Below are 14,108 nucleotides of genomic sequence, written 5' to 3'. Positions count from 1 at the left end.
ATTAGATATGAAAAGGATGAACGAAACATGGCATATTCATTATGGAATGATCAAATCGTTGAAGAAGGATCTATTACAGTATCTCCAGAAGACAGAGGTTACCAATTTGGTGACGGCATTTATGAAGTAATAAAAGTATATAACGGAAATATGTTCACAGCACAAGAACACATTGATCGTTTCTATGCGAGTGCCGAAAAAATTCGTCTTGTCATTCCTTATACTAAAGACGTATTACACAAATTATTACATGAACTTATTGAAAAAAATAATTTAGAAACAGGCCATGTTTACTTCCAAATCACACGTGGTACAACATCTCGCAATCATATTTTCCCAGATGCAAGTGTTCCAGCTGTATTAACAGGGAATGTTAAAGCAGGAGAGCGTTCATATGAAAACTTTGAAAAAGGTGTTAAAGCTACCTTCGTAGAGGATATTCGCTGGTTACGTTGTGATATTAAATCATTAAACTTATTAGGTGCTGTAATGGCAAAACAGGAAGCATCTGAAAAAGGTTGCTATGAAGCTATTTTACATCGCGGTGACATCGTAACAGAATGTTCATCAGCAAATGTTTACGGCATTAAAGATGGTAAGCTATATACACACCCTGCAAATAACTTCATTTTAAACGGTATTACACGCCAAGTTATTTTAAAATGTGCTGAGGAAATTAATTTACCTGTTATTGAAGAACCAATGACAAAGGCTGATTTATTAACAATGAGTGAGATTATTGTGTCATCTGTATCTTCTGAAGTAACACCTGTTATCGATGTTGATGGTAACAAAATTGGTGCTGGAGTTCCAGGTGAATGGACTCGTAAATTACAACAAGCATTCGAGGCGAAATTACCACTTTCTATTTAATGGATAAGTGAATCTTGTAAGAGAGCTACCCTAAACTTTAGGTAGCTCTCTTTTTCTATAGAACAAATTATGGATGTTTTCTCCTGGAACGTCATGTAAAATAAAAACGATGACTACAGTTGTAGAATGATTGCCATCGGGATTTAATTTCAATGAGCAAATGTCGATGTAATGTATGCAATTGTCTATTTCTCTTCATTTAGCAATGTTTGCGACAACGCAATTACGTCAAGGCGAAATTGTTATTGCAATTGATTTGCTTTCTAAGCAAGAGTGGAGAAATTAGCAAATTAGATATAGGGCGAGTAGGATTGGAGTGACCAAAACACATGGCACAATTGGTGAAATTACAAGATTATATTTCACGCTATCAAATTGATTTAGCAAGATATCCAACACAATTTGTACGCTTAAAGCAAAGTCAGTGGGAGCGTGTTAAGCGACAGTGGGAGTTAGGAGAAGAAATTAGCGAGTGGCAACATAACGACGGCGATTCAGAAAATGATTCTTTTGAGGAAAAAGAAAGATTCTCTTTATTCAAAAAAATTTTTGCTGGTCGTCAGAGGGAAGAAATTGAGGATATTGAAGAGGTCGAAATAACGAATGAACTAGTGAGTGATGAAGATAGCATACCAGAAGAAGAAACGACTTTAACATTTGAACCAAAAATTGTTTACGCACCACAATCTATTCATGAATTAAAACGAATGTTTATCGATCAATTTTTCCATTTCCAAATGAAATGGGCAAGTTCAACACTACGTGAAAAGTCGTATGTGGATCCTCGTTTTATGCGTGATCCCTTGTTGCGAAATTTGTTACAAAAATTACCTGATAACTATTTGCTTTTTTATTATCCTATTTTACAAATTAGAAAAGCACCTATAGAGCTTGATGTCGTGCTAATGTCACCGACAGAATGTATTTGTATAACAGTACTAGAAGCTGAAAATCAAGCAGTTTATGTAGGAGGCAGTGAGCGATTCTGGATAAAGAAAGTAGGGACGAAGGATTCAAAAGTACTTAATCCAATGATAAGTTTAAATCGTATGGAGTCCGTATTAACTCAATTATTTAAGCAGGATAATATCAATATGCCGATTCGCAAGGTTATTTTATCACAGAATGGCTATTTCGATTATCCAGGCTCGCCTTACGGAATTCAATTTGTTGATCGTCGAAATTATGGAGAATGGATGGAGCATTTAAGGAAAGTTTCCTCTCCTATGAAGCATATGCAAATTCGTGCTTCTCAAACGATTTTAAGCAATGTACAAACAACTTCCTTTAATCGAGATATTTGGCAGCAATCTTCTCAACCAGCTGGGGATTAGTTAATGCAAGTATTATTTATTGTGAATGAAGCAGCAGGGCACGGGAAAGGTAAAAAAGTTTGGCATCGTCTTCAACAGCATTTAACAATTAACTATGACGTCGCCTTTACAGAATATGAGGGACATGGGCAGGAGCTTGCAAAAAATTGGGCGCAAGATGCTCAAACAAAAAAATTAATTGTTATTGTTGGCGGTGACGGCACAATACATGAGGTTATTAGTGGCGTTGTACATAATAAATTAATAGTTATTGGTGTAGTTCGTGCTGGTTCTGGTAATGATTTTGCACGATACTTTTCTACATTTCAAGATGCCTATCAAATTGAAAGCTATATACAAAATGAAATGGTTCACCTCCCAATGGATGTTGGTGCCATTCAGCTTGGAGATCATCAGCACGAGATATTTGTCAATAATGCGGGTGTGGGCTTTGACGCATTTGTCACTAAACGTATTAATACATCCCGTTTGAAGCTTTACCTCAATAAAATAGGGCTCGGTAAGCTATCCTATGCTGTGGCTGTTGTAAGGGGACTTTTTAGTTTTAGACGCTTTGATGTAAAGATACAAGCGGACAATCAAGAATGGCACTTTCAACAGGCATGGTTTGTTACGATGTGCAATCAACCTTATTTCGGAGGAGGAATGAAAATTTCACCTACTTCTAAACCTGATGATGGTCATATCGAAATAACAATCGTTCACGGTATTTCCCGACTTAAATTGTTACTAGTATTTGTCACAGTGTTTTTTGAAAAACATACAAAATTTAAAGAGATTACTTTTTTGCAAGGCCATCAATTTAATATTTTCGTGCACGGAAATGATGTTGATTGTCATACTGATGGTAACTATATTGGAGAAATAAGAGAGGGAACGAGGATTCATAGTACAGTGCAACGCGATGCTTGGCAGGTACTATCGGAGAAACATTGATATAATCGGTTTCTAACTAAAAGTTGGGGATGACAATTGTTAAACTATGCTATGCATAAAAGTTGATCTTCGTTACGACTGGGCGACTCCTTGGGGATCAGCGATATAGAGGAACGAAGGCTAAAAGCATCACGTCCTGTGATAACGCCTTCGTGACCAACAACAAAGCGCCCAGTCGGAACGGAAATCAACCCCACGTTATAGTGATGAGACTGAAAAATACCATTTCGCAATAATTTCATGCGAATTTTATAGTAATACGTTATACTATAAAAAATTAATAATTTCATGAAAAAGAAATGAGGAAGAAAATTGAGATTAAGAAATAAGCCTTGGGCGGAGGAAATGATTACGGATCATCCAGAGGTGATTGTTCCAAATCCTGAAGACTTTAAAGGAAATTGGCAGGCTGTTTTCGGAAATGACAACCCACTACATATTGAAGTAGGTACTGGGAAAGGACAATTTGTCACAGGTATGGCCTTACAAAATCCAGATATAAATTATATTGGCATTGAGCTTTATGATAGTGTAATTGTTTGTGCATTGGAAAAAATTTTAGAGGCTAAATCTCCAGCGAATTTACGACTATTAAAAGTAAATGGCGCAGATTTAAATAAATATTTTGAAAAAAATGATGTGGATCGTGTGTATCTGAATTTCTCAGATCCTTGGCCAAAAACGCGCCATGCTAAGCGACGTTTAACGCACGAGGGTTTTTTGAAATTATATGAGTCGATTTTAGTGGATAATGGGGAAATCCATTTTAAAACGGACAACCGTGGTTTGTTTGAGTATTCATTAATGAGTATATCTGAATATGGTATGTTACTAAAGTATGTATCACTCGACCTACATGCGAATATGCCCGAGGGTAATGTTATGACTGAATATGAGGAGAAATTCTCTGCTAAAGGACAACCAATTTATCGTCTAGAATCGCAATTCTTAACTAACTAGGGGGAGAATGGATGGATCAGTTAAAGTTTCACAATATGTCATTATCATGGCTAAACGGGGGTGTCACTTGCCTTGATGGCGGTGCTATGTTTGGAGTTGTGCCAAAGCCACTTTGGGCACGCAAATATCCAGTCAACGAAAAAAATCAAATCGAGTTACCAACTGAGCCAATATTAATTCAATATGAAGGCAAAAATTATATTGTTGATACAGGCGTTGGTTTTAACAAATTAAATGAAAAGCAGCTACGTAACTTTGGGGTAACTGAGGAGTCAACATTAGCGGCTAGCTTACAGGAGCTAGGATTAACAACTGCTGATATTGATGTAGTATTAATGACGCATTTACATTTTGACCATGCTGGAGGTTTAACGCAATGGGAAGATGATGTACTTGTGCCAACATTCCCGAATGCAAAAATCTTTGTAACGAAAATTGAGTGGGATGAAATGCGTGAGCCAAATATCCGCTCGAAAAATACGTATTGGAAAGAAAACTGGGAGCCAGTTCAGCACTTAATCGAAACGTATGAAGGTACGTTAGAGGTAGCTCCGGGTATTGAAATGATTCATACGGGTGGACATAGTGATGGACATGCCATTATAAAATTGACTCAAAATGGCGAAGTATTATTGCATATGGCAGATATTATGCCAACACATGCACATCAAAATCCATTATGGGTTTTAGCGTATGATGATTATCCAATGGCGAGTGTCTTTGCGAAGGAACGTATAATGAAAGAAGCGTTGGCGAATGGCTACGGCTTTATCTTCTACCATGACGCGTATTACCGCATGATTAAATGGGATGAAACAGGTAAAGAAGTTGTAGATAAATTAGAACGCAGCAGACAAGCTGTTATTACATTCTAAATAAAAAACGTGTGAACCTTTTATGTTCGCACGTTTTTTATTGCGTTGAAAGTATCAATAAAATTAAGGAATTAAATAAAGTATTGCTCATTTGCAAAATTAGGTTTGATTTCCGTTCCGACTGGGCGCTTTGTAGCTGCCGCTTCGCTTGCATTCCTCTATATCGCTAATCCTCAAGGATTCGCCCAGTCGTAACGAAGATCAAACGCTTCACATAGTATGTCTCTCTGGTATGCCACTCTAATTTATAGTGATAAAACTGAACTTCAGCATTTGTTTTATATGCAAACGTATGCCATGCATATAAATTATTGAAGTTAAACTGTCGGAACGGAAATCAACTTTACGTTATGGTGATGAGCCTAATTGTCTATACTCCATCTTTTTGACACTTTTTTCGTGAACATTTTGGAAAATATGATACACTAAAAACTATACTAAAACACAAAAGAGAGTTGAAAATACATGGCAACGGAGCAACCATTTTTACCAGTATTATTAGGATCAGATATGAATGCATATGGTATGGCACGTGCATTTTATGAGGCATATGGAATTAAACCACTTGTATTAGGACGTTCACATTTAACGGCAACGCAAGACAGCCATATCATAAATTTCCAAGAAATTGATCGCTTAAATGAACAGGATGTATTTGCACCTGCACTTGCAAAGGTCGCAAAAAAATATTCTGATAAAAAACTATTGTTGTTAGCATGTGGAGATGATTATGCAAAGCTTATTATCAAAAATAAGCCAGCATTGCAGGAGCATTTTACAGTACCATATATTGACGAATCATTAATGGATGAAATTTTATTAAAAGAAAATTTCTATAAAATGTGTGATAAGTACGATTTTAAGTATCCAGGTACGACGACTGTGACAGCTGACAATTACGAAAACTTTACACCACCTTTTGAATATCCAATTATTTTAAAGGCATCGAACTCGGTGGATTACTGGGCATGTTCATTCCCGGGTAAGAAAAAAGTGTTTGTTGCACATGATGAAGCTGAAAAAACAGCTATCTTAAAAGCAATCTATAGCTCAACTTATCAGGATACAATGATTATTCAAGAATTCATCCCAGGTGACGATTCTTATATGCGTGTATTAAATGCATATGTAGGGAAAGACGGCAAAGTGAAGCTAATGTGTCTAGGAAATCCAATCTTAGAAGAGCATTCACCTGAAGGAATTGGTAGTTATGCAGCAATCGTTACAACATACGATAAAGAATTAATGGATCAAGTACGATTCTTCCTAGAAGATATCGGTTATACTGGCTTTGCTAACTTCGATATGAAATACGATATGCGGGACAAACAGTATAAGCTGTTTGAAATCAATTTGCGTAATGGTCGCTCAAGCTACTATGTTACAGCAAGTGGTCATAATTTAATGAAATATGTAGCTGATGACCATATGTTAAATATTGAGCAGGAAGTAACTTATGTTCAGGATAAGCATTTATGGATGATTATTCCTAAAGGTGTATTATTTAAATATGCATCTAATGAAAAGCTTAAACTAGAAGCTAAAAAATTAATTCGTGAAGGGAAATATACAAACTCCCTTTACTATAATCAAGATATGAATGCGAAACGTTGGGTGAAGCTAACGTTAAATAATTTAAATTATTACCGAAAGTATAAAAAGTACTTTAACAATAAAGGTTTGACTGAATAAAACAAAGAAGCCATCTCAATTAAATGAGATGGCTTTTTCGTAGAGTCGGAAAACTAAATTCCTTAATAAATGAGGGGGATTTCTGTTCCAGGCTACTCGCTTTGTTGTTGCTGTCGCTACGCTTTCGCACAGAGCAAAGCTTCCTGTGGGCGAGTGTCGAGCCGCTTCCTCCGCTAAAGGAACGAAGGCTAAATGCGTCATGTCCTGTGACAAGGCCTTCGTGACCAACATCGTGCTACTGCCGCTACGTTAGCACTACGCTTTCGCGCAAAAAACTTCGAGACCTTGCAGCGAGGCGAAGCGGCTCAATGGACGCCCCAAGGAAAGCGCTCAGCCAGAACGAAAATCAACCCCTCATATTGCAGAAGGGCCACACTTTAATATGACCTTAATTTGATTGATATAATAGTTTTTCAACAACATGAAAGAAGCCCTCTCAAAAACTGAGATGGCTTCTTTTTAGGATTCTATAATATTTGTTCGAGTAATACTGTGTAAGATTATACTTCTTGTAGCTCTACTACAACACCTGAGCGAGCGTCAGCAGCAAATTCAAATGTTTGCATTTCACCCTCGTGTAAACGAGAAATACCTCCACGGTATACAGGAATTGTCATAATGCCGTTTGAGAAATTGTCTGTTTTCATAAAAATCCAAGAACCGTCAATCGGTGAATCTTTTTTAAATTCCTTTTTTATGTTTTCGAGTACTTGTCCTGCAGGTACATACGGAGAAACCTTTTCACTTGCTTCTTTAACAATGACTGCGGCAGCAAGGCCAGTAGCAACACCAATTAAAAAATCACGTAATTTCATGCTCTTTTCCTCCTTTTTCTATAGGTTCATTTTAACATAGCATACAGAGTGAATGCACGTTCACACGTTAGCACTTTTTTATGAAATGTATCATATTTGGAATTTGACGTTCAGTTTCACCTTGGCATAATTGTTGCTGTCGCTTCGCTTTCGCACAGAAAATATTTGTTGCTGTCGCTTCGCTTTCGCACAGAAAATATTTGTTGCTGTCGCTTCGCTTTCGCTACAAATAAATACTTCGGCGAATTTGGGATACACTGTGAAGAAAAACTACATGCGCACTTTTTCGCTACTCATTGGAAAATGGGAGTCTTCCGTTGAATATAGATAAATATGTTACAATGGACAAGGAAGAATATTCTACTTCGTGGGGGGAGAGTCAACATGAATGAAGAAACATTACAATTATTTAAAACATTAACAGAATTACCAGGTGCGCCGGGTAATGAACATGCGGTACGTGCATTCATGCGTTCTGAGTTGGAAAAGTACTCGGATGAGATCGTTCAAGATAATTTAGGGGGTATTTTCGGTGTAAAGCATAGTGAAATTGCTGACGCACCAAAAGTGTTGGTTGCTGGTCATATGGATGAAGTGGCATTCATGGTTACTTCTATTACCGATAACGGGATGATCCGCTTTCAAACATTAGGTGGTTGGTGGAACCAGGTAATGCTAGCGCAACGCGTTGAGGTATTTACTAAAAATGGCGCGATTCCAGGTGTGATTTCATCAATACCACCACATTTATTAACAGATACTGAACGTTCTAAACCGATGGATATTAAAAATATGCTTATAGATGTTGGTGCAGACAATAAAGAAGATGCTATTGCACTTGGCGTTCGTCCATGTCAATCAATTATCCCTGTCTGCCCATTTACACCGATGGCTAATCCGAAAAAAATTATGGCCAAAGCTTGGGATAACCGCTATGGCTGTGGACTGGCAATTGAATTGATGAAAGAAGTTAAGGATGAAAAGCTAGCTTCACATTTATATTCAGGTGCGAATGTGATGGAAGAAGTTGGTTTGCGCGGTGCGCAAGTGTCTGCAAATATGATTAAACCAGATTTGTTTTTTGCTCTAGATGCTTCACCTGCAAATGATATGTCAGGTGAAAAAAATCAATTTGGTCAGCTTGGAAAAGGGACATTATTACGTATTCTTGACCGTACGATGGTTACTCATAAAGGCATGCGTGAGTTCATCTTAGATACTGCTGAAACGAATCATATTCCTTATCAATATTTTGTATCACAAGGGGGTACGGATGCAGGACGTGTGCACACAGCGAATGACGGTGTTCCTAGTGCAGTAATTGGAATTTGCTCACGCTATATTCATACGTCTGCGTCGATTATTCATATTGATGACTATGCAGCTGCAAAAGCTTTAATTGTAGAACTAGTGAAAAATGCAGATCGTTCGACATTAGCAACGATTCGCGCTAATGTGTAAAATAAGACATCCGTTGAAATAAGTTAAAAGATTCCTTTAGGGGCATCTTTTTCTATGCAAAGAAAGAGGGATTAGAAAATGAACATAGCTATTGGTACAACAAACAAAGCAAAAACAGAGGCTGTTGAAGTTATAGCTAGAAAGTATTTTGATAAACCAATTTTCACCTGCGTTAAGGCTGCATCACAAGTGTCTGATCAACCGATGACTCATGAAGAAACACGCATAGGCGCAATAAACCGTTCGAAAAACGCAATTGATGAGACGGGTGCCCAACTATCGTTTGGATTAGAGGGTGGAGTGACTGAAATTGATGGTGTGATGTATGTTTGCAACTGGGGAGCTCTTACAGTATCAAATGGCACAACTTATACAGCTTCGGGTGCACAAATTATATTACCAGAAGAAATTGCCCAGGAAATAAGAGCAGGGAAGGAACTTGGACCTGTAATGGAGCAATATACACAACGTAGGGATATCCGGCAAGGTGCGGGAGCTGTAGGTATTTTTACACAAGGATTAGTAAGTCGTCAGATGATGTTCGAACATATAGTTTCACTTCTTGTTGGTCAATATTTATTCTCATTAGCGCATGAGTAGTGATTGTTAATTAGTAAAAATGGAATAGTGAAGTTGCATAATTGATAAAGCTTTTTTAAAATAGAAAAAGGTTAGCAATGAAAGGAAGAAGAACATGTCTTTTACATCGGTGAGAGTTGTTGGCTTACTACTTTTACTTTTGGGGCTTACTGGTTGTAATCAATCGGTTGATGAACAAATTCAAGATGGACTTCAAAATACGAAGACCGTTTTTGCAGAACAACCAGAGGAGCAAACAGATCGTATTGGGGATGTAGAATTATACTTACCTTCAAACTTTAAAGTTGACGACAGTTCAGATGCATATAATATATTAGTAACGAAAGGAAAAGAGAGTTATATTCTTTTCATTAATGATCGTGAAGATGCAGATAGTAAACTATATTACAATCTATTAAAAGCTGATAGTTCAAAAAACATAATCGAAGAAAATACTTATGAAAAGAATGGTATTTTCGGCTTTGCTGCTGTTTTAAAAACTGATAATGAGAACGAATTTGAGCTTATTGTTAGTAATGGTGGTGTAAAAATGACGACCATTTCTCACGCGAAACATATTAAAGATAATCTACACGAGATGACGAAAATCGTTCATTCGGTTAAGATTAAATAATTGGATAGTTTTGAACAGAGCGGTTCACAAACATGTGAGCCGTTTTCTCTTCATTTGGTATATTTTAAGCTACAATAAAGGAACTCAGTTTATAAACGTCACATCCAGTGACATTATCTGCGCAACAGTGCTGAACCTAAATTGATTTTGAAGAAAGGATGTGAGCTAGGTGAAACAAATTAAATCAGAACAACTTGTGTCCCTATTAAAACAACAATTGAATGAGGAAAAGTTTGATTTTGAATTTGACAAAAAGCACGATAAATTACGTCTAAACCATAAAAAAATCGGTAAAGGGATGGAGCTTTCCCTGCCAGGCATTTTAGCCAAATATAATGACAAGCAAGAGGCTGCAATCGATGAAGTCGTTTATACAATCGAGCAAACCTTTAATGCGATGGAGCAAGAGATGGAACAAGGATTCCAAACGACTACAAAAATTTATCCAGTTATTCGTGCGACATCCTACCCTCAAGCTTCAAAGGAGGGGCATGCATTCATCAAAACTGAACATACAGCTGAAACACGTATTTTTTATGCACTTGATTTAGGAAAAACTTATCGTTTTATTGATGAATCCATGTTAGAGGTACTACAATTAACAGTAGAGCAAGTTCGTGAAATGGCACGATTCTCTGTAAAGCAACTACCAACAGTTTATAAGAAAGATGAAGTTGCAGGGAATGTTTTCTATTTTGTTAATGCTAATGATGGCTATGATGCAAGTCGCATTTTAAATGAAAGCTTTTTGAATGAAATGCAGACTAAAATTGAGGGTGACATGACGCTATCTGTGCCACATCAGGATGTATTAATAGTAGGTGATATTCGTAATGAAACAGGGTATGATGTATTAGCACAGATGACAATGCATTTCTTTGCTGTCGGTACTGTACCGATTACGTCATTATCTTTTATTTATGAAGATGGGGAACTTGAACCAATCTTTATATTAGCAAAAAACAGAATTAAAAAGGAGCAAGAAAAACAATGAATGTATTTTACAACAAAGAGCATGTAGGCGATGTATTGCTAGTACAATTAGCGACAGAATCAATCGTTAAAACAGTGGTAGAGCGTGCGGGTGATATCGCTATTTTAAAGGAAGCACAAACAGGAGAAATTAAAGCATTTAATTTATTTAATGCTAGTAACTATATACAAACTGAAGCACAAGGTTTAGTTGAAGTTACTCCAGAATTAGCTGCACAGCTAGAGGCAGCTATCACAAAAAACGGAGCTGAACTCAGCTTAGATGTAGATTTTTCTCCAAAATTTGTTGTGGGCTATGTAGAAACAAAGGACAAGCATCCGAATGCTGATAAACTAAGCATTTGTGCTGTAAACGTAGGTGACGAAACATTACAAATCGTATGTGGCGCACCAAATGTGGAGGCGGGCCAAAAGGTTGTCGTAGCGAAAATCGGTGCAGTTATGCCTTCTGGAATGCTTATAAAAGAAGGTAATTTACGAGGTGTTGAATCATACGGTATGCTATGTTCAGCACGCGAATTAGCAATACCAAATGCACCTTCTGAAAAAGGGATTTTAGTATTGCCAGAAGATGCGATAACTGGTAGTGCGTTCGAAGCGCCAACTAAATAAAGTCTTGGGAAACACGGTTTAGCTTTGCGAAAGTAAGCGATAACCCAATTTACACCAATATCAAATTGATTATATGTACTTAAAATCGTTATGCTACTAATATGCTAGTAACATAACGATTTTTTTGTCTAGAATGAGCCTCTAAATACAAGTTTCTATTACATTTTTATGGTATGCTTTTTGTTATAGACATTTAACTTCTTTCAGCAAAATGTTTTCTGTAGCGACAGGTACAGAAGTCTCCTATCTCTATAGGTGGTAGATGAAAGCAGATTTAGGCTACTTTTCAGCTGGTGTCCAAATATCTGCTGAAGCAGAGGAACCCAGCCTAAGAACGCCGCGTCCTGTGGTAATGACTGACTGACCAACATCGTGTTGGCCCAAAGCCTCCGGCGGATGTCACTGAATCGGAAAGGTGCTCACATAGGATGTTAGCCTAAAACCATCGCATCCATGCGATATCGGCTAACTGACCTGCATCGGTAAAAACGTCACGTCCTGTGGCATTTCTGAAATGACCGACATCGTGTCGGCCCTCGTGCAGTCCCTAAGACAAAGCCGATTCCGGACGCAATTAATGCTGAGTCATAATTGATTTAGTTAATGCTATAAATGAAGTGTAAGAGAAATGAGTGAAACAATGTGAATTGGTTAAAAAAACAAATGGATAAATTTTTAAATAAAGATGACAATGATTACGAATATGAAGAGTTTTATGAAGACTATGAAGAAGAACAATCTGAGCAACAAAACTCATTTAAAGAAACAACAGCAGCAAAGCAAAAAACTTTTCGTTTTCCGTTAATTGATGATGATGAATTTTCAACTCCACCATCATCAAAAGAAGCATTCAATCAAATGGACGATGTATTCTCTGGACAAATTGAAGATTTATCGCTACCGAGGCATTTAAATAATCATATTGTGGATTCAAGTGTGTATGATATTGAGATTTCAGGTATTCGAGAACTATTAGCAAATCGAACGAAAAGAACAGGTAGAACGACGATTACGCGAAGTCAGCCTGAACCAGAGAATCGTTCGAGGGCAAGTCTTGTTTTTCGAGATGCACAGAATGAATTACCTACATCGCCTAAGGAAACGAAGTATCCATTAGAAAAAACAGATGAAAGTGATTTACCCGCTAATCGCAAACGTTTTGTACCAACTGATGTTCCTTCACCAGTCTATGGTTTTACTAAGCCGAGCCCAATTGAGCAACTATTAGAGAAACGGAAGGAAGAGCACGACAAAAAAGAGTTAGAAATACCTACAGCAACTAAGTCTATAAAAGAAGCGACAACAAATGAGGCCATTGAAAATATACTAGAAGAAAAAGAGCCTATTAGCGCAGAGCAAAAAGATGGACTTGAACAGTTCCCTGAAACAATTGAAGCACTTACGAAGCAACCGATTACTTTTGATGATAAATTATCAGACGAAACCAATCATCCTAAAGATAAAACGACGGTGGAATTACCTGTACCGCTAACAACTTCTTTTGCCGTAGAATTTGAAGAACAAGTGAAAGAAGCTGTTCAGCATGAGCTGAATATTGAACAACTTCCGGTTGATCAATCAGAAATTCATGTGAAAGAAGTAGTTGTAGAACAAGTACAAATCGAAAATTCTACCATCCACATTGGTGAAGTTACTGTAGTCCAGCCATCCATGAATGAAGATAATGAGCAAGATATATTGCAAGAACAATCTGTAGAAGAGCAACCGGTAGAAAAGAAAGAAAAAAGTGGTGGCGTTCCATTCAATGTTTTAATGCTAAAAACAGATAAAGAGAAATGGAGAATTCGACAGCAATTAAAAAATACGAAGCCGACCCCTACAATTGTTGAAAATTATCAAGAGGAACAGGAGTCTTCTTCTGAGCCGTTTCATTTAGAGAAAGAACATCAATCTAATAAAGATCAGATTCAACAATCTATACATTTAGAAATTAGTGAGCTAAAGATGGATGATACAACAGCACCACAATCGTCGGAGGAAGACAAGGTTTCTATTCCAAATACTGCTCCATTCAATGCTACAACAGAGAGTGTGTCAGTCATTTCAATGGCACCAGTAACATCAATGTCGAACGTTTCGACATTAGAAAAGACTGTGATTGATGTTGGGAGCTCCGACGAAATTTCAGCGACTACTGAAAAGGAAGTAGAAGTACCCGAAAAGGAAGTGGAAGTAACTACTGAAGCGGAAATGGAAGCGACTGCCGAAAAGGAAGTGGAAGTAACTATTGAAACGGAAATGGGAGCGACTGCCGAAAAGGAAGTGGAAGTAACTACTGAAACGGAAATGGGAGCGACTGCTGAAAAGGAAGTGGAAGTAACTA

At 37.3% G+C, this 14,108-nt stretch carries 12 protein-coding genes and 1 pseudogene; 12 read left to right on the top strand and 1 reads right to left on the bottom strand.

Translation table 11 applies throughout. From position 1 onward, the window contains the following. Positions 1-27: 27 nt before the first annotated feature. The 6 genes from dat (at position 28) to AC3WSK_RS11085 (ending at position 6,670) form a co-directional block, all read left to right on the top strand. A complete protein-coding gene (dat, locus tag AC3WSK_RS11110) occupies positions 28-873 on the top strand; it encodes a D-amino-acid transaminase (protein ID WP_079561654.1) in 846 nt (281 codons plus the stop codon). 329 nt (positions 874-1,202) lie between these two features. Continuing rightward, positions 1,203-2,207, top strand: coding sequence for a nuclease-related domain-containing protein (locus AC3WSK_RS11105; RefSeq protein ID WP_079561653.1), 1,005 nt, complete (start codon positions 1,203-1,205; stop codon positions 2,205-2,207). Positions 2,208-2,210: 3 nt separating this feature from the next. Further along, positions 2,211-3,143 (top strand): diacylglycerol/lipid kinase family protein, encoded by a 933-nt coding sequence (locus AC3WSK_RS11100; RefSeq protein WP_492412879.1) that lies wholly within the window; start codon positions 2,211-2,213, stop codon positions 3,141-3,143. Positions 3,144-3,455: 312 nt separating this feature from the next. Beyond that, the gene (trmB, locus tag AC3WSK_RS11095; RefSeq protein ID WP_427483222.1) at positions 3,456-4,103 is read left to right on the top strand and encodes a tRNA (guanosine(46)-N7)-methyltransferase TrmB; all 648 of its coding nucleotides are present in this window, start codon (positions 3,456-3,458) and stop codon (positions 4,101-4,103) included. A gap of 11 nt (positions 4,104-4,114) precedes the next feature. Further along, positions 4,115-4,978, top strand: a complete 864-nt coding sequence (locus tag AC3WSK_RS11090; protein ID WP_492412877.1) for a YtnP family quorum-quenching lactonase — start codon at positions 4,115-4,117, stop codon at positions 4,976-4,978. Positions 4,979-5,443: 465 nt separating this feature from the next. Continuing rightward, positions 5,444-6,670 carry a carboxylate--amine ligase gene (locus AC3WSK_RS11085; protein WP_079561649.1) on the top strand — a complete coding sequence of 409 codons (1,227 nt, stop codon included), beginning with the start codon at positions 5,444-5,446 and terminating at the stop codon, positions 6,668-6,670. A 500-nt stretch (positions 6,671-7,170) separates the two neighbouring features. Here the strand turns inward: AC3WSK_RS11085 and AC3WSK_RS11080 are convergent, their stop codons facing one another. Next, positions 7,171-7,485 (bottom strand): peptidase M4, encoded by a 315-nt coding sequence (locus AC3WSK_RS11080; protein ID WP_053485038.1) that lies wholly within the window; start codon positions 7,483-7,485, stop codon positions 7,171-7,173. 384 nt (positions 7,486-7,869) lie between these two features. Between AC3WSK_RS11080 and AC3WSK_RS11075 the strand changes: the two genes are divergently transcribed. The 6 genes and pseudogenes from AC3WSK_RS11075 to AC3WSK_RS11050 all read left to right on the top strand — a co-directional run. Further along, positions 7,870-8,946 (top strand): M42 family metallopeptidase, encoded by a 1,077-nt coding sequence (locus tag AC3WSK_RS11075; RefSeq protein ID WP_492412874.1) that lies wholly within the window; start codon positions 7,870-7,872, stop codon positions 8,944-8,946. 78 nt (positions 8,947-9,024) lie between these two features. Further along, positions 9,025-9,546 (top strand): DUF84 family protein, encoded by a 522-nt coding sequence (locus AC3WSK_RS11070; RefSeq protein ID WP_079561647.1) that lies wholly within the window; start codon positions 9,025-9,027, stop codon positions 9,544-9,546. 94 nt (positions 9,547-9,640) lie between these two features. Continuing rightward, positions 9,641-10,159: a hypothetical protein gene (locus tag AC3WSK_RS11065; RefSeq protein WP_427483219.1), complete on the top strand. Its 519-nt coding sequence runs from the start codon at positions 9,641-9,643 to the stop codon at positions 10,157-10,159. Positions 10,160-10,328: 169 nt separating this feature from the next. Further along, positions 10,329-11,153: a DUF1444 domain-containing protein gene (locus AC3WSK_RS11060; RefSeq protein WP_492412871.1), complete on the top strand. Its 825-nt coding sequence runs from the start codon at positions 10,329-10,331 to the stop codon at positions 11,151-11,153. Continuing rightward, positions 11,150-11,764, top strand: a complete 615-nt coding sequence (gene ytpR / locus AC3WSK_RS11055; RefSeq protein ID WP_427483215.1) for a YtpR family tRNA-binding protein — start codon at positions 11,150-11,152, stop codon at positions 11,762-11,764. Before AC3WSK_RS11060 ends, ytpR begins: the two co-directional genes overlap by 4 nt. Positions 11,765-12,406: 642 nt before the next feature. Beyond that, positions 12,407-14,108 (top strand): annotated as a pseudogene (locus tag AC3WSK_RS11050) (DNA translocase FtsK); the annotation flags it as partial.

It is taken from the genome of Lysinibacillus sp. EB271-A1-10B, from assembly GCF_058791335.1.
This window is presented reverse-complemented; position numbering and strand designations above follow the sequence as displayed.